Below are 17,128 nucleotides of genomic sequence, written 5' to 3' on the forward strand. Positions count from 1 at the left end.
CGTCAAAGGCATACGCCTCCGGCACGAAGACATCCTCGACGGAGATGTCGTGACTGCCACTGCCACGCATCCCGAGGACCTGCCAGTTGTCGAGGATGCGCGCGGAGGAGGCGGGCACCAGCACGGTGCGCAGCGCGGGTTTGCCATCCGTGCCCATCACAGGCTTTCCCGATTCGTCCTTCAGGGCGCAGCTTCCGTAGAACCAATCACTGTGATGGCATCCCGTGGCGAAGTTCCACCGCCCCGTGACGCGATAGCCTCCCACCACCGTCCGCGCCTCTCCCTGCGCCGCCATGGCGCCCGCCGCGACGATGTCCGGGCTCGCCGCGTGGATGGCATCGAACTCCGAGCGTGGCAACACCGCGAACAGATGGGGGCTGCCCACGCCAATCATCGTGGTCCATCCGAGGGAGCCGTCGATTCGACCCAGCTCCTCCAGCACTTCCAGCCCCTCCAGGAGCGGCAGGTCGAGTCCGCCATGACTGCGCGGCACGAACATCCGGAACACCCCCGCTGACTTGAGCAGGCCAATCACATCGGCGGGAATCCTCCTCGCCAACTCGATTTCCGCGCCCCGCGCGGAGAGGGATGGTGCGAGTTCGCGTACCGCCTGGAGGACCGCGGACCGACTGTTCGTCTTCACGTGCGACTCCCGGGAACGAGGGACACGAGGCCTTCCACGCAGCGCACGTCAGGGACATCTCCACACCTGGCGCGTGCCTCTGACGCAACTCCTATCATAGACGTGACTAACTAGTAATTCGAACCAGACAGACAACAACAGCAAAACATTGCCATGTGGGCATAGCCCCATTCCAGATGGACAGGTCCCAACGCACTCCATTCCCGGTGCAGGATGGGGCATGCATGTCACCGAGGACGCACTCCGAAGGTTCGTCGTCTCCCTGAGGAAGGGCGCAGCCGGGACGGAGTCCTCTCCCACCGTACGGGACTTCGCCGAGCGCGCCCACAAGCTCGACCCGCGCAGCCTGGTTCGTGAAGGCACGGCGCTCCTGAAGCAGGAAGAGGACGCCGCCATCGCACGCGTGGTGCTGCGCGCACTCCGAGGCCTGCGGGGAGACATCGAAGAGCATGGCGACCACAGCGAATTCGCCGACGAGGCCTCCTTCGTGAGGCACGCTGTCTCCACCTGGGAGAAGCGGGTGGATGACGACGGGGAAGACGTGCTGCTCGCCGACAACCTCGAGTCGTCCCTGGTGGCGGTGGTGCCGTCGTCCAACATCACCCCCGCGGGGGAGAAGGCCTGGAAGGTGCTCGTCAAGAGCCGCCGCCTCGCCACGGCGCTCACGGCCCTCGTGAAGAAGCCCGTCACGCCGTGGTTCGCCGAGCTGGCGGCGGCGTACATCGGGCGCGAGGTGACGCACATCGCGAAGAGCTCGCGCGCCGAGTCCTGGCAGTCAAAGCTCGACGACGTGCCGGTGCTGCTCGGTCTGCTGCCCGAACTGGGCAACCCACCCATCTTCACCCCTCGCGTGCTGCGCGCCGCCAACCTCGTGGTGCTCTGTCACAAGCACGCACCGACGCGTGAGGCACTGGCCGCGATGGGCACACTCGGGGCTTCCGCCGCGGACACGGAGGGCGTCGCGCGCATCAAGCGACGGGCCGCGGTGATGGAGGCTGCCCGCGCCGCGAATGCGCGACGGACAACGAAGGCGGCGCCACCGGACAGGAAGACGACGCCACCGGCCAGGAAGACGGCGTCACGGGCCAAGAAGGCGGCGCCACCAGTCAATCAGGCGGCGTCACCGGCCAGGAAGACGGCGTCACGGGCCAAGAAGGCGGCGCCACCAGTCAATCAGGTGGCGCGACGGAAGACGACTCGCTCCTCGACGCGTCCGGCGCCCCGATAAGAGTGGGCCAGCTTGCGAGGCGGGTGGCCACCGCGTGAGGAATCAGGGCGATTCGCGGCCAGCCCCTGTCGACGCCTATGGAGGACCCGTACGCCTCTCCACGGGAGCGGCGCACCGCCCTGCCGAACGGCGAGGAAGGGGTCACCCGCCTGCGATCAACCCAGCCGCTGTCAAACCTCATCAATTCTCAGCAACGAGACTCGGTACCCCATCCGCTCCAGGCGGTCATGTGCGTAGCTCAGATTGAGCTGACTGAAGAACGGGAGGGAATGCGGCCACTTGGGGTTGCTCTTTGTGATGACCGCGAACACAACTTCAAACTCCGCCGGATTCGGGCGCTCCTGCGGGATCAGACTCTTCAACGTCGGATGGATCTTCAGTACATGATTCCGGGCGTGGTTCCTGAATTCTTGATCCATCCAGAACGCATCCGCCGAGACAACGCCTTGAGAAAAAAGATGGCTGAGTGTCGAGGACCGTGTCTTCCGCTTCACGTGCACGAACTGCCGATCCTTCGTGAGCAGGTCGCAGACCTCGATCGACGTCTTGCCCTCCGCGACATATGAGTTCTTCTTGTCCATCAAGATGAACCCTCGCGACTTGGCGACGTTGAAGTTGTAGTCGTCCTCCCGGTCCGTGCTCTTCGCGGCAGGAAGAATGAGCGTCGACTTCTTGATGGTTCCGACCCGGTCTCTCACCTCATCAGCGAAACGCTTGGCGACTCGGAACCAATCGCCCCCGGAGAGCACGAAGACCTCTCCCTTTTCCTCCGCCTCGAACACAATCGAGTCATACACACTCCACTTGGACACGGGCGCATTCGCCGCGCCAAAGTGAACCTGAACATGGTCTCGCTTGAGGTCGGCGACCGACACCGTTTCATCCTTCGTCTTGAGATAGTCCTCCATCAACAGGTCATGGCGCGGCGTCGGGTCCGCTTCCGTCGAGAACGAAAGCCCCGATGATTCACTCCAGTCGATGACCTCGGGCGTGGCCAGATGGAGGGCGTCGGCTGAGCCTGCCTGAATCTTTTCGATCAACCTGCGATTCAACTCCCCCATCACTGCCTGGTCTCGAACCGACCGGAGATGATCGAACCAGGGGAAGTGCTTCTTGTACTCCTGGCTCTGATAGGCGGCGAAGAGCTCCTCGCTCTTCTCCCCAAGCTGTTCGACCTCCACTTTGGCGCTCAGCGAAAGCGAGTCAGAACCGACTATCAACTTCGCGAACTCCTCACTCTTGGGCTTCCCCGCGATGACCCGGAGGATGTCCTGATTCAGATTGAGAGCGAATGCATCCATCGGTGAGTTTCGACTCAATTGCTTTCGCGTCTGCGTCGTCAGGTCCTCGACCTTGCGAGCATCCACGCTCCGCAACTGGGTAGGATCGACCGAGTTCAAGACCACCTTGAGGCCGAAGTCCCGCTCGAAGCAGTCGGCTCGAAGGAGGTTCCGGCCATGTCCTTGCGTGAAGGCGACGATCCTTTTCTTCAGCCGGACAAAGAATACCCCGCACACGTTCTGGTTCTTGAGCGTCGGCAGCTTCTTCGCCACGATCGTCTCCAGGAACTCCATCCACGGAGGTGAGCGCGCCTTCTTCGCCTGGAGGTAGAAGTCAGCCGAATAGGAAAGCCGCGCTGACAACTCCACCTTCTCCACCGCGCTGACGTCCTTGAGACAGTCCTCGGGCTTCTTGAATTCGTCCTTGATCAGCAGCGCGGTCAGATGCCTGACACGTGCCCGACTCTTCTGCATAGCCATACGTCCCCCTATCTGGCGCGCCGCACCTCGACGCGCCAGTTGCACTCGTCATGAACCGAGAAGCACCACGCGGCGAACGCCACGCTCCGTCAACACGACCTCACCCGGCGGGAGTGGACTCCTGAGCCAACTCCCGCAGGTCGAACTCCTTCATCCCTCTCAGGGTGCGATAGCGCTCCGGAAACGCGGTCAGGATGAGCACCTGCAGCGACTCCCCCGCCTTCTCAATCAACTCCAGCGCGCGCCGATGGCGGACCGCGTCCGTGTTGACCAGGGCATCATCCAGGACCACGAGCTGCGGCTCCGGCTTCGTCCCTTGCTTCGACAGCATCTCCCCGAGAGCCAGGCGCAGCGCGAACAGGGTCTGCTCCTGCATTCCCCATGAGAAGCTCGCCAGCGACCTCGCCCCGTCGGGAGTCTCCATCGCCGCGTCGATGAACTCCGGCCCCAGCGAGAGCACCTCGTTCCGCCCATCTCCACGGATGTGCTCCAAGCGCGCATGAACCGCGTCCTGGATAGGTGCCACGAACGTCCGGTTCACCTGCTCCTGCCAGTGGCCCACCAACTTTCGGAGAATCTCGGCCGCCTCGGCCCGGGTCTTGAGTTGCAGGTGCTCCTCCGTCGCAAGCACGAGCCGCTCCTCCGCCTCCCCCAATCGCGAGTACACCCCTGCCTCCGCCGCCCGCCCCAGCAACGTCTCCGCGCGGATGATTCGCTCCTGGGCCTTCTTTTCCGCGCCTACGACTCGCTCCCTCGCCTCGTCGAGCTGGCGGCGCTGCGTGGCCGCCCGCTCCTCCGGACGGGGAAGCCGCGCCCTCAACCCCGTCACCATGTTCTTCAGGCGCTCTAGCTCCCCATGAGCCCGTTCGACCTCCGCCCCCAGTTGCTCCAGCGACATGCCCAGCGCATGGAGCTGTGCCTTCATCGTCAGCTCCAGCTCTCGCGCTGTCTGCATCGCGGAGTCCCGCTCCTGGGCAAGACCCCGTACCTGCCTCTCCACCTGGCGATACACCGCCTCAGCGTCGTCCTTCGCCTTCTCGCGCTCCTTCACCTCCTGCTTGCGGAGCCTCAGCTCCTCGGAGAGCACGACGAGTTCATGGGTCGGGTACGTGGCCAGGGCAGCCACCGCGAGATTGAGCTGCCCCGCCAGGGTCCCCACCTTCCCCGCCTGTTCGCGACGCTTCTCCCGGAGAGCCTCCACGCTCTCAAAGCCCGCGGCCTCCAGAAACGTCTCCAGCGCGCCTTCGTGCTTCGCCTGCTCCTGGAGTACCACTTGCTGTGATTCCCACTCCCCACGCAACCGCTGCGGACTCTCCACACCATGCTCGTGGAGCCGGCGTGTCAGCTCCTTGCGGAACTTCTCCACGTCCGCCTGGATGTTCCCGATCTCCTCGGCCCCGGTGCGAACGCGCACCTCCCCGACGCCCTTGATGCGCAGGCTTCCCGCGCTCACGCCCGCGAACAGCTTCTGCTCGGCCTTCGCCAGTTCGTGCCGCTGGACCTGTCCCTCCGCCTCCCACTCGATGCTCCGAGACCCTTCCGCCTTGAAGACGACCTCGATTCCCCGCGCCTCCAGTTTGTCCTGCGCCTGCCGCAGCTTGCGCTCGACGTCCTCCGCGCGCTTGACGTCGGATTCGGACAGCGTCTTCAACGCCGCTGTTCTTCGCCGCAATCCCTCCACGGCGGTCTCCAGCCGCTCCCCCTGCTTGAGCTGTCCATCCAGCCGCTGCTGCTCCACCAGCGCCTGCCGGGCCTTCTCCAGCAGACGTCCGCGCTCCTGCCGCTGCTCCGCCTTCTCCTGCTCTCCGAGCTGCGCCTGGAACAGCTCCCGGGCCTGTCGGAACGACGCTTCCTGGCCAATCAACCCCTCTCGCGCCTTCTGGAGGACCGGCTCCTTCTCCGCCACGACAGCCTGATGCCGAGCCACGTTCTGGCGAAGCGCGAGCAGCTCCCGCTGCTTCCCATCCAGGTGCTCCCATTCCTGGTGCTGGCGCTCCACATCCTTGTCCCGGAGCGCGATCTGCTGCTCCAACTGCGTCTCCGCCTCCACACGCGCCTGAAGCGCGGAGAACCGCGCCTCGAGGGCCCCCCGCTCCCCAGCGAGGTCGCCCAGCGCGCTCCTCGCCTCCTCCATGTCCCGGGCGTGCTCCGCGCTCGCATCCTGCTGGGCGCGAATTCCCCGCAGCTCTTCCTCGAGAGACGCCACGAGCGCCGCCTTCAACTCCAGCTCGCTGCCGGTCACCACCTTGCCTTTCTTCAGCGTGAAAAACTGGCGATAGGCGTCCTCCACCCGCTTCAACACCCCTTGCTCCTGCTCGCTCAGCACCGCGACGCCCACCGCCTCCATGAGCCGAGCCTTCAGGGGCGTGTCCAGACCGGGCAGCACATGACGCTCGGCGGATTGACCCAGCCAGAGCAGGCGGGCCAGTCCCCACTGGCCCGGCTTCGTCGCACCGGCCTGCGCTCCTCCGGAGAAGAGGAACCCTCGCGCCAACTCGTCTGCCCGCTGCGAGTCGGCGAGCCGCTCGAACCGCTTCCCCGTCCATTCGTCCAGCAGGCTCGTGGCGTCATCCAGGAACGCCTTCTCCAACCGATAGCGCTTGCCACCGGAGTCCAGCTCCAGTGTCACCCGCGGCGACAACGTCGTCCCCCAGGGCCGCAGGTTCTGTATCTCCCGGTCCCTCGTCGAGTTCCGGTCGAACAGTGCCCGCGCGAGGGCCAGGACGAGACTCGACTTCCCTGTCTCGTTCGGCGCATGGACGACATGGATGCCCACCCCCAGCCCGGACAGCTCCACGGGATTGCGGAAGCAACGGAAATGCTGAACTCGAAGCCTGCGCAGAATCATCGCCACGCCTCCATCACCAGCTCCGACAAGAGACACCTGGCGGCGATCCGCCCCGCTTCCGAGGCGTCCACCAGCCCGGGAGACAAGGGTCGGGACAACTCCTCCAGGAGCGAAGCCACCAGGGAGCTGGAGGCGACCACCTCGGCGAGCCGTCCCTCCACCTCCGCCTTCGGAATGTCGCGACGCTCGACGGAAACATGCAGGAACGCCCGCCCCAGCAATCCTTCCTTGAGACGGTCCACGACCGGTGTGGCGGCATCCGAGGAGGCGCCCGTGGTGCGAATCCGCAGCAGGGTCCTGGCCGGCTGGGCCGCGTCCTTCATGAGCCCCAGGACACGCGCCGCCTCCCGCTCCGCGTCCTGGCCCAGATCCAACTCCAGGGTGCGCCACACCAGCGAGCCGGTGGGAACAGGGGTCAGCCGAGGCACGGCGCCCCGCGAGGCAATCTCCACGAGCAGCGCCTGCCCCGAGCCATCCTCACCGAACTTCGTCGTCTCATGCGCCCCCGCATAGGCGGTGCGCTCCTCGTGGACGTATTGCCCGTGCCAGTGACCCAGCGCGAGATAGTCGAGCCCCACTCGCGCCACCGCATCCAGGGCAATCGGGAAGTCGTCCAGGGCGTGCTTCCCCTCGATACGAAGGGAGCCATGAGCCACGCCAACGCGGATGGCGTCCACGTCCGCGCGGGCCCGCCACTCGCCCGTTGGATCCTTCATTCCCTTCTTCTGTCGAAGCGGGGCGGCGAGCAGCACCGCCGCCGTCCCTGGAATGGGAACCGGCGCATCTCCATCCAGCATGCGGACATGCGCGGGCCGCTGCTTCCAGGAAGCCCGATGGTAGACGGCGTCAGGCGTCAGCGCGTCATGGTTGCCCGGCAGGACGAACACCGGCGCGCGCGCGCCCTCCAGCACCGCCACCACCTGATGCACGAGCCGGTCCTCGACCAGGTTGTCCTCGAAGATGTCACCCGCGAGCACGACGGCATCCACCTGATGGCTGTTCGCCGCCTGAATGACATTGCGTGCCGCCTCCAACCTCGCCTCGCGCACCGCTGACGCCACCTGGGCGACGTGTCTCGCCCGAAGCCCCATCTGCCAATCCGCGGAATGAAGAATCCTGACCATGACCCACCGATGTGCCGCGAAGTCCAGACGCGGCGGAAGGAGTGTCGCCCCGAACTCGAGCGCGCGCTCTCCACACACCGTACCGACGCACGGGAAGGCCAGGACATACCTCCCGAGGAGTAGGCTCCCGGTCCCTGTGACCGACCGGATGAGTGAGGACGCACCCACCCGGGTAGTCAATACCAGACGCATCAATCCATCCTGGGGGCGTGTCTTTGTCCGGTCGGCCCCGCTAGGATCGACACATGCACAGGCTGACCGCCAGAGCGCCTCGACTCCGACCTGACCGGCGGAGCTCGGGCCCTTCGCGCGGCCCGAGCCTGGGAGGTCGGGCCTCGGGCCGCGAGGGCGCCTACCACTGGAGTGGTAGGGACAGCGCTCCCTCTCCTGTCTATTGAGAGGGCAGACGGTATGGGCAAACGCGGGGCACGCTCCCGCATGTAGGGGGATGGACATGGTTTTCGACTCTCGTGAGTTCCTGCTGAGGGACAAGGTCATCGCGGCGCTCAACAGCTCCCTGAACCTCTCCGAGGTCATGGAGAGGGTCCGCGGCCTCTTCCTGGAACTGATTCCCGCGGAGTACATGGGGCTGTGCATCGTCGCCCCTGGCCAGCCCATCCCCTACCGGTGGCTGGTTCCCGGCCCTCGCGTTCCGCTCCTGGAGCAGTCCGAGTACGACAAGGTGGCCGACGACGACTTCGTGCGCAGGGCGCTGTTGCGCCAGCTCGACACCGTCCTCCGGGACTCGGAGATGGTGTCGCGCAGGGAGCTGGAAGCAAGCCAGCTCTACCAGCGCAGCCAAGAGCTGGAACTGCGACTGGAACACGTCATGGCCGTTCTCATGAACGTGCGCCCGGGCGTCTTCGGCGGCTTCACGCTCTACCGCGACCGCCGACACCCGTTCTCCGAGCGCGCCGTCGCCCTGCTCACCAGCCTCACGCCGCACCTGGCCAACACGGTGCGCAACTGCGGCGAGATGTGGGTGGCCTCCACGGGCGTGCGCCTCCTGGAGCAAATCCACGAGAATGACCGCTCCGCGTTCATCGTGGTGGACCCGCCCGCCCTCGAACGACTGCGCTCACCCCGGGCCACCACGCTGCTCGAGCAGTGGTTCACCCGCTCCGACCTCCACGGTTCCGGCCTGCCCGAGGTCCTCGTGGACCGGCTGGTCGCCCTGACTCGCATGTCCCCGGACGAGCGGCTTCAGGCGAACGTCTGGGTGAGGTCACTCGATGACTCGCACCGGGTGGTGAAGTTCATCGAGCTCCCCGAGCCCCAGGGCCCCAGCCCCTGGGCGCTCATCCTTCACGAGATTCCCCACTCGATTCCGCTCCCCGAGCAGATGAAGCGGCGGCTCACCAGTCGCCAGGTCACCATCACCCAGGCGCTGCTCAGGAACTGGTCCAACGAGCAGATTGCCCGTGAATACGGCCTCTCCATCGACACGGTGAAGACACACATCCGGGACATCTTCAGCACGGACCGGCTGAACTGCGACAGCCGCGCCGATTTCCTCTACCAGGCCGCCCGCCTGATGAAGCCCATCTGACCCACCACGGGCGGACCCGGCCCTTCCTCCGGACCCGCCCGTGGCGCCCCGTGTCCCTGGCGGCTCAGAACTCCGGCAGGGACAGCAGATTGTCGAAACGACTGCCGTTCGGCACCGACCGCAGATAGGGCGGTCGCGCATTGACGACCTCTACCCGCGCCTCCACGGGCAGGGCCTGAACCCTCGCGTCCCCACCGTCATCAATCCATTCCACCATCTGCTGCCGCGTACTCGTCCCCGTCATGAGGCCCTCACGCCAGCGAACCAGCGCGATGTGCTCGAGTCGTCTGCCGCCCTCGAGGTGGATGTGAGTGATGTAACGCATGAAGCGCCCCCTGGTGTGGATGCCTTGTGTCGACTGGGAGAATGGCGCTGGCCAGGAGGGTCGTCTCTACCTCGCCAGGGGTATGGGAGTTCACCGCTCGCGGAAGAAACCTGGATACACGACGCGCGTCGTGCGAGCAGACAACAGCACGGCGGACTGTTCCTCCACATCCGTCAGCGTCCGGAGCACGGACGTCAGCTCCGCCACATGGTCTTCATCCAGACCCCCGTGGCCGCGCAGGAACGTCACCGCCTTGCCGATGTTCGCAATGGCATCCGCCTGAATCAGGTGCTCCGCGGCCCCGGTCGCGCGCGTCACGGAGAGGTATTCCAGGACATACGCCGTGCCCAGGAACGCGGTGGGAATGCCCGCCCGGGAGGTGAAGAAGTTCCAGCTGGTATAGGCCTCCACCGCCGGAGACGGGCCCGTGGACAGGACCCGCTCCTCCGAGCACCCCAGGTTCTTCAGGTCCGTCAGCAACCAGCGCTCGTGGCCGCGCTCCTCCTCGGCCTTCTGGAGCAGCAGGTCCGCCAGCCTCGGGTGCCGCCCCAGGTGCTTCAGGCGCGTCCCCGCGCCCTTCAGCAGCGGCAGGCTCCAGCGGACGTAGTGATACGTCTGCACCAGGTAGTGGACATAGCCCTCCCGGTCGAGCGTGCCGGCGAACAGGCGGCTTGCGTCAGGATGCGCATCCAGCGCCGCCACGAGCGCGCGGCCCTCCTGCTCCAGCAGGTCCACCCAATCCATCGACTTCGGGCTCTCCATCGTCGTCTGCACGGACGTCTCCTGTCCGGGGCGTGGGCTCCCGGCTGTTGCGCGTTGAAGGTGAAGGAAGAAAAGCGGGTCGCCCTGGGGCTAGCCGGCGCGACGCACGATGCCGTCGAGCGCGCGGAACCGCTCCAGGGTGCTGGCGGGAATCTCGTCGAGCGCGGCGAGGAGCGGCAGGGTGAAGCGGCGGAAGCTCGCGTCGTAGAGTGGCTCCGCGATGAACCGCGCGCCCATCTTCCTGGCGAACAACGAGGGCGCCCTCGGCATCCGCAGCCCGCCCAGGTTTCCCTGTCCCGCGCGCTCACGCTCCATGGGCGTATAGAAGGGGCTGCTGGGGAGGACCGGAGACTCCGAGGGCTCGGAGACCCTCACCCGCCAGCGAGGGCTCACCCAGCCCCGGTGCGCCGCCACCCGGGCGATGAGACTCGCGTCCTCCCTCGAATCCGTGTCCAGGTTCGCCGCGGCGATCCAGTGCGTCACGCCGCGTCCGCGGCTCTCCGCGTAGATGCCCGCCTGCAGGTGCGCCACCGCCTCGGAGTGCCTCCAACGCTCGAGCACACAGAAGCGCGCGGTCTCCGCGAACACCATCCCAGGTCCGCCCAGACCCGACAGGTCCAGCTTCTGCTCCAGTTCGATACCCAGCCGGCCCCCCGTGGCGAGCGCCACCTCCGGGCTCGTCATCAACATCCGCAACGTCGCCACCGGCTCGCGGTCCGCGTAGACCACCAGATGCACCGTGGTCTCCAGCGTGTCGAAACAGCTCACCTCCCGCCTCGACGGCGGCGCCTTTCCGGAAATCAACCTCAGTTCCCCCCCAAAGACAGCCCAGCGGACACGAAGCGCGTCATCGAGCTCTCGCTGGGTGGTGGCTACTCGGCAGTGCATGGACGTCATGGGTTCCCTCTCGAACTCGGGTCGGTCGCGGCGACTCACCGTCTCCTGTCCATTCATTCGTTGCCGGGATCCAAAGTGCGCGGGGCGTTCATTTTCTCCTCTCGCGCGCGGCGGCATACCACCTGGGAGGTACAGACTGACGGACTGATCTCCAGCAACCTTTCATGGAGATGCACAAACCCGCCTCCGTCGAACTCACCAGGGTGGGAACGAACATACATGTCGCAGTCAACCCGAGAGCGGGCAGGAGTTTCCCGGTGAGGAGTGGGGATGAGTTTTCCATCACAAGCGGAGGAACAGGCACTTCATGAGCGCGTCCTTCAAAAGAATGAGTCACTGGCCTCCCAGGACGTCTTCAGGGTCTTCATGGCCCCCATCACCCGAGTGCTTTGCCGCAACCGGAGAAAAACCAAAGAGGAGGCGCACGACGCGGTCTGCGACGTCCTCATGGAGTATTTGGAGAATCCCGAACGGTACCTGGCCCACAAGAGCAAGCTGTCCTCGTATTTGACCCGGAACGCCGAAATGCAGGTCCGGGACATGTACCGCTCCCAGGAGGCCCGCCAGCGCCGAGAAAGGGAATTCGGGGAGGCAATCGAACTTCGCGCGACGGCTCCGAATAGAAGCCTGGAGATCATCGTGGAGGCACGACACCTCGTGGGACAACTCGAACAGGCCATTCAGGAGCAGGACCGGGCCGCCCTCGGGCTCATCCTCCAAGGTGAGCGCTCCACCGACGCCCTGGCCAAGGCCATGAACCTGCCGCAGCTGTCGGAGAAAGAGCTCCGCCGCGAGGTGAAACGGAACCGGGACCGCCTCATGAAGACCCTGGGACGGATCGGGAAGGAGGAGTGAGATGTCGAACCCTGATTGGCTCGAACGGGCCGCCCTGCGTGCCCAGCGCGCGTCCTGGACGCTTGCCTATACACTCGAGAGGTATCGCCAACTGGAGGATCGGACCGAGGCTGAACTCGCGCGGGATCTGGGCTGCACGCGGGAAGTGCTCTACTGGCTGTGTCTGTGCCGCAAACCCGAGGGCCCGGACTTCGATACCCAGGTCACCGCCATCACCGAACGTCATGAAGTGGATCTCCGGGCGCTCGTCGACGTGATTCGACACGTCGAAATCGTGGATGCCCTGTCCGAGCGGGTCGCGGACTCCAACGGAGAGGAACGTCCCATCCAGATGGCCGCGAGAGACCGCGTCCCGGGCGAGAAGACGAGTCCATGACGCCGCTCTGGCTCGAGGAGGCCGTGGAGGAGTGTGGCTTCACGGCCCCCTCGCGCTTCCCACGAAACCTGTCGACGGAGATTCCCTCGCGGCTCTCCGTCAAGGTGGTGGCCCTGCCCCACCTGACGCCGCAAGCCGTGCGGGACTGGCTCTTGCGCCGGGGTATCCGTCAGCCCGTCGAGGGTGACGCCAGTGATTTCCATGGCTGCATGGTGGCGAAAGCCGGACACGGATTCCTGTTCGTGGACAGGTCCGAGGAGAACGCCGAGCAACGCTTCACCGTCGCGCACGAGCTGTCGCACTTCATCCTGGACCAATGGCTTCCACGTCAGCGGGCCCTGCGGGTGTTTGGCGAGCAGATACTGCCGGTGCTCGACGGTCTGCGTAAGCCCACGCCGGACGAGGCCATGACGGCCCTCTTCGAGAAGCTCTCGCTGGGGCCTCCGGTGGACCTCATGGCTCGCGATGCCTCCGGACACTACGCCCGTCGAGCGGTGATGGACTCCGAGTGGCGCGCGGACCTGCTGGGCCTGGAGCTGCTGGCTCCGGCGAAGCTCGTGGTGCCACTGGTGATGGACCTCCCCGCCGAGGAGGCCACGGGCCTGCTGTTCTTCCGGTACGGGCTCCCCCGGGAGAAGGCGGACACCTACGTCCAGGAGTTGCACCGCCGCATGCGCACTCCGCGATTTTCAATCGAGCAGTTCCTGGGAGTGGAGGGAGGGTAGACATGTCGAGCAGGATTCCGCCGGAAGAGATGGGTGAGTTGTTTGGGGATGACGACTATCGGGAGGCATTCGGGGAGGACATGGCCTCCACGCTGGACCTCGACCGATGGTCCACGGGGCTCGACCTGGACAAGGTCATGGAGCGCTTCCGGAGCGAGATTGCCGGCGCCCTGCACAAGGAAGGGCGGCTGCGCACCCTCGTCCGCAACGAGATTCTCCCCCGACTGTCTACCCGCAGCGGCATGCTTCCCGAGGCGGGAGTCTACAAAGTCACGCCAGAAGAGCTGACACTCATCCACGAGCGGCTGCTCTTCCAAGGCAAGGTTGACGCCGTGGCCGGCAGCCATGCGAGCCATGACAGCCTGCCCATCGGCATCTCCCAGATTGGGGTCGGCATCGTCGGCTACCAGGGGAACTCCGGCGCCTTTTCAAAGCGGTTGTTCCGCAAGGAGATGGCCGCGCGGAACGCGAATCCCGCCCAGGAGGCGATGGATTACATCAACATGCGCCAGAACCGCTTCCAGGGGCACAAAGACACCCTGTCCCGGATGGCGCGGCGGGGCATCCGGACCTATGCGGAGCGGGCCGCGCTCTTGAGCAAGTCCTCGGCGGAGTGGCGGATGGGCATCGGGAATCCCTGCGCGCACGAGCTGCTCTCCGGCTCTGGGTACATGACCCTGCTGGAGCGCTCGCTGTCCGTGCTCCAGCGGGTCATCCATGAACACAAGAAGTTCGTCTTCGTCTCCGGCTCACTCCAGGACCGGGGCTTCCTGACGATGGGCTTCGCGCTCGACGCGGGCGAGTACGCGCTCCTCGAGACGCTCCAGAGCGATGGCGAGCACATCGTCAGGGGCTGGGAGTACGGAGGACGCAGCAAGCGCATGGCCTGGGACTTCGTGCGCGACTCGAGTTCGTGCGTCGTGAAGGGGCTGTTCCGTATTTCAGACCACTCCCCTCCCCGCCTGTTCTACGCGCACCGTGAGCACGTGCACGAGGCCGCCTGGGTGGCCATGGCCGACAGCGTGCTGCGTCCCGAGCGGGGCTTCCCCCTGCTGCTCGACGTCGCGGAGATGTCCTGCCGCAGTGCCTTTGGCGACGACGGCTTCCTGGGGCTGGTCCATGACGCCTACGCCCAGGCGGGAGCCAACCTCCAGTTCTTCAGTGAGCGCGGGATGCGCCGGTAGGGGGAGACAACCATGTCCAATGATGGCAAGGGACCAAGGCCACCAGGTCCGGGGCTGTTCGAGAACATTCCGAGTCGTCCACCGCACGGACTGAACGGACACACGGCGCCACTCCCGTCGCTCGGAGGACCTCGGGGTGAGTCGCCACATCAGACTCCGCTGCCCTCGGGCGGTGAGGACAGAAGACTTGTGCCTCCAGGTCAACCGTCACGCGCGGCCCCCACGACGGTGCGCAGGCCCGCTTCGCCCCCGGAGACGCCACCGGCGTCCGCGCGGGAGGGGCGCGGCGACGTCGTCCGTTCGACGCCACCCGAGGCCCGTGCCGCGCTCGAGGAGCTGAGGAACGACACGACGGCGTCGCAGCTCGACCCCGAACTGGAGCTGGCCGCGGGCTTCACCCACTTCGACACCGCGTCCAGCGAGGACAACCTCGTGACCATCCTGCTGGCCCGCGACGACCTCCACCTGCTCGCCTCGCAGACGCTGGTACGGGTGAAGTCGCGCGAGGACAAGCGCACCTATCTGGGTGTCGTCGTCCGAGGCCCCTTCACGGAACCCAACGCCGTTCCCGCCAACTCGACGATGGCCATCGGCGTGGTGACGCACGGAAAGAAGCTCACCTACACGTTCGACTATCACGGCCGCGCGGAGGTGGAGCTGTTGGGTGAGGAAGTGGAGGGAGTCCTGAAGCCTCCCCGCTTCCGGCCACGTCCCCAGAGCCCCGTGTTCGTGCTGGATGACAAGGAGAGCGAGCGCGTTCTCGGTGTGGGCGGAGACCTGTGCCTGGGCGTCGTCGTGGGCTACGAGCGCATGGAGGCCCGCCTCAATGCGCGCGACAAGTCCGTGCTGCCGCGGCACACCGGCATCATCGGTACGACGGGTGGCGGCAAGTCCACCACCGTGGCCACGCTCATCCACCGCGCCCAGGCAGAGGGCATCGCCACCGTCGTCTTCGACGTGGAGGGCGAATACACGCATGTGGATGAGCCCACGGACCACGCCGCCATGCTGGAGGCCCTCAAGCGAAGGGGCCTGCGACCTCAGGGCGTCAGGGACCTGCACCTCCACCATCTGACGGGCCGATCCAGCCGCAACCCGCGCCACAAGAACCTGCACCGCTTCGCCCTGAACTTCTCCAGCCTGTCGCCCTATGCCCTGGCCGAAATCCTGGACATGTCGGACGCGCAGCAGGAGCGCTTCCTCAAGGCCTATGACGTCACCAAGCTGCTCCTGGAGGACTTCAAGATCTTCCCGCTGAGCGACCAGGAGAAACAACAGGCGCTGGACGTGGACGAGCTGTCGACCGGCTACCCCCGGATGACCATCCAGCACGTGCTGGACGTCGTGAGCGCCTACATCTACAGCCTCAGTGACGAGGGCCGCGCAGAGGCAAAGCCCCGTGCTCGTGCCTCGTCACGACGCAAGGAGCCGCTACTGGAGGCGCTCGAGGGACTGGACCCGGCGCCCGAAGAGGACTCGCCTCCGCCAAGCCACGCGCTCTCGCTCCACAGCGAGTTCAAGAGCAACCCGGGGATGGTCATGCGCCGGGTGATGGCCCAGAGCAGCAGGGCCGAAATCAGTTGGAAGGCCCTGGCCAGCAAGCTCCACCGCCTGCGACGGCTCAACATCTTCGACGTGGGCACCGCGCCGGGCGTGGCCTACAACTCGATGCTCGCGCCGGGACGCGTGTCGGTCATCGACCTGTCGGACACGGACTCGCCCCAGCTCAACAACCTGGTCATCGCGGACATCCTGCGAGGACTCCAGGAGGCGCAGGAGGCACGCTACGAGAAGGCGAACAATCAGGACCAGGCCGTCACCCCGGTGCTCATCATCATCGAGGAGGCGCACGAGTTCCTGTCGGCCAGCCGCATCAGCCAGATGCCCGTCCTCTTCGAGCAGGTCGCCCGCATCGCCAAGCGCGGACGCAAGCGTTGGCTCGGGCTCGTCTTCGTCACGCAGCTGCCTCAACACCTCCCCAATGAGGTGCTGGGCCTGCTCAACAACTTCATCATCCACAAGATGACCGACAGCTCCGTCATCTCCCGCATGCAACGCACGGTGGGAAGCATCGACGAGAGCCTCTGGAATCGGGTGACCCGGCTCGCCCCAGGGCAGGCGCTGGTCTCCTTCAGCAATTTCGCCCGTCCGCTGATGGTGGCAGTCGACCCCGCCCCCGTGAAGCGCCTGCTCGTCGACTGAGCAGCGCGAGGGAAACGCAGTCGACGAAGTTCAATCATCATCAACCAGGTCGCAGCCAGCGACCGTAACAGCCCTCGGACACCGGAGCCCCGAGAGGCAACAGAGATGATTCACCTTCGAAACATTCCACTGGCGGACGACCGTGAGGCCAGTTGGGGGCGCGCCTCCAGGCTCCTCGCGAGCCTGGGGCCCGCCGTAGCCGCGCCCCGCTCCGAGCGCGGCGGCCTCCAGTCCACGTCTCTGGCCGACAGTCCTTTCCCCATCGCCGCGACGCTGAAACCGTTCCGCTCGCTCGTCGTCACCGACGAAGCGTCGATGGCCACCGGCCCCCCGCAGATGATGGTCGACCAACTCGTGAGCCAAGCCGACAACACCGGCCTCACCTCCAATCGTTGACCATCACCTGCGCCCCGCCGCTCTCGTGCGGCTCCTGAGTGCCCGGGCTCGCCTTCGAGAACAACATCGTTCCCCAGGCCGAGGAGCCATCAGCACTTTCTTCTACCCGTTGCCTCACCACCTCCACCGCTGTCCTCCCCAGGAAACATCTGTGCCCCCATCCCGACTCTTGCGCTGCCTTCAAGCCTGTCTATTCCTGGCCCTCGGGGCCCATTGCGGCGAACCGCCCGCGCCCCCGACAGAGGCCTCCCCTC

At 65.9% G+C, this 17,128-nt stretch carries 15 protein-coding genes; 8 read left to right on the forward strand and 7 right to left on the reverse strand.

From position 1 onward, the window contains the following. A partial coding sequence (locus HR086_RS33215; protein WP_174467637.1) for an acyl-CoA dehydrogenase family protein occupies positions 1 to 643 on the reverse strand: 643 nt, incomplete at its 3' end. Between the two features lie 220 nt (positions 644 to 863). On the opposite strand from HR086_RS33215, the gene HR086_RS33220 reads away from it, so the two are divergent. Continuing rightward, positions 864 to 1,871 (forward strand): hypothetical protein, encoded by a 1,008-nt coding sequence (locus tag HR086_RS33220; RefSeq protein WP_174467638.1) that lies wholly within the window; start codon positions 864 to 866, stop codon positions 1,869 to 1,871. Positions 1,872 to 2,041: 170 nt separating this feature from the next. On the opposite strand, the gene HR086_RS33225 is transcribed toward HR086_RS33220, so the two are convergent. The 3 genes from HR086_RS33225 to HR086_RS33235 form a co-directional block, all read right to left on the reverse strand. Continuing rightward, on the reverse strand, positions 2,042 to 3,631 hold the full coding sequence (locus HR086_RS33225; RefSeq protein WP_174467639.1) for a DUF6119 family protein: 1,590 nt from the start codon (positions 3,629 to 3,631) through the stop codon (positions 2,042 to 2,044). Between the two features lie 100 nt (positions 3,632 to 3,731). Beyond that, positions 3,732 to 6,479, reverse strand: a complete 2,748-nt coding sequence (locus HR086_RS33230) for a hypothetical protein (protein WP_174467640.1) — start codon at positions 6,477 to 6,479, stop codon at positions 3,732 to 3,734. After that, positions 6,476 to 7,603, reverse strand: a complete 1,128-nt coding sequence (locus HR086_RS33235; RefSeq protein WP_141647507.1) for a DNA repair exonuclease — start codon at positions 7,601 to 7,603, stop codon at positions 6,476 to 6,478. The genes HR086_RS33230 and HR086_RS33235 overlap by 4 nt, the downstream gene beginning before the upstream one ends. Positions 7,604 to 8,057: 454 nt before the next feature. Between HR086_RS33235 and HR086_RS33240 the strand changes: the two genes are divergently transcribed. Then, complete coding sequence (locus tag HR086_RS33240) at positions 8,058 to 9,152, forward strand: LuxR C-terminal-related transcriptional regulator (protein ID WP_174467641.1); 1,095 nt, start codon at positions 8,058 to 8,060, stop codon at positions 9,150 to 9,152. A gap of 64 nt (positions 9,153 to 9,216) precedes the next feature. Here HR086_RS33240 and HR086_RS33245 read toward each other — a convergent pair whose 3' ends face one another. The 3 genes from HR086_RS33245 to HR086_RS33255 form a co-directional block, all read right to left on the reverse strand. After that, the gene (locus HR086_RS33245; RefSeq protein WP_174455641.1) at positions 9,217 to 9,477 is read right to left on the reverse strand and encodes a DUF3892 domain-containing protein; all 261 of its coding nucleotides are present in this window, start codon (positions 9,475 to 9,477) and stop codon (positions 9,217 to 9,219) included. A gap of 90 nt (positions 9,478 to 9,567) precedes the next feature. Next, on the reverse strand, positions 9,568 to 10,251 hold the full coding sequence (locus HR086_RS33250) for an iron-containing redox enzyme family protein (RefSeq protein WP_371745690.1): 684 nt from the start codon (positions 10,249 to 10,251) through the stop codon (positions 9,568 to 9,570). A 78-nt stretch (positions 10,252 to 10,329) separates the two neighbouring features. Continuing rightward, positions 10,330 to 11,136, reverse strand: a complete 807-nt coding sequence (locus HR086_RS33255; protein ID WP_174455642.1) for a GNAT family N-acyltransferase — start codon at positions 11,134 to 11,136, stop codon at positions 10,330 to 10,332. 270 nt (positions 11,137 to 11,406) lie between these two features. On the opposite strand from HR086_RS33255, the gene HR086_RS33260 reads away from it, so the two are divergent. From HR086_RS33260 to HR086_RS33285, 6 genes are all read left to right on the forward strand, one after another. Next, on the forward strand, positions 11,407 to 11,991 hold the full coding sequence (locus HR086_RS33260) for an RNA polymerase sigma factor (RefSeq protein WP_174463609.1): 585 nt from the start codon (positions 11,407 to 11,409) through the stop codon (positions 11,989 to 11,991). Between the two features lies 1 nt (position 11,992). Then, a complete protein-coding gene (locus HR086_RS33265; RefSeq protein WP_141647513.1) occupies positions 11,993 to 12,367 on the forward strand; it encodes a hypothetical protein in 375 nt (124 codons plus the stop codon). Then, positions 12,364 to 13,092, forward strand: a complete 729-nt coding sequence (locus HR086_RS33270) for an ImmA/IrrE family metallo-endopeptidase (protein ID WP_141647514.1) — start codon at positions 12,364 to 12,366, stop codon at positions 13,090 to 13,092. Before HR086_RS33265 ends, HR086_RS33270 begins: the two co-directional genes overlap by 4 nt. A gap of 2 nt (positions 13,093 to 13,094) precedes the next feature. Beyond that, positions 13,095 to 14,276: a hypothetical protein gene (locus HR086_RS33275; RefSeq protein ID WP_141647515.1), complete on the forward strand. Its 1,182-nt coding sequence runs from the start codon at positions 13,095 to 13,097 to the stop codon at positions 14,274 to 14,276. Between the two features lie 12 nt (positions 14,277 to 14,288). Further along, a complete protein-coding gene (locus HR086_RS33280) occupies positions 14,289 to 16,478 on the forward strand; it encodes an ATP-binding protein (RefSeq protein WP_174455643.1) in 2,190 nt (729 codons plus the stop codon). 105 nt (positions 16,479 to 16,583) lie between these two features. Beyond that, complete coding sequence (locus HR086_RS33285; RefSeq protein WP_174467642.1) at positions 16,584 to 16,874, forward strand: hypothetical protein; 291 nt, start codon at positions 16,584 to 16,586, stop codon at positions 16,872 to 16,874. Positions 16,875 to 17,128 lie beyond the last annotated feature (254 nt).

The sequence above is a fragment of the Myxococcus sp. CA039A genome (genome assembly GCF_013336645.1).
Taxonomy (GTDB): Bacteria; Myxococcota; Myxococcia; order Myxococcales; family Myxococcaceae; genus Myxococcus; species Myxococcus llanfairpwllgwyngyllgogerychwyrndrobwllllantysiliogogogochensis.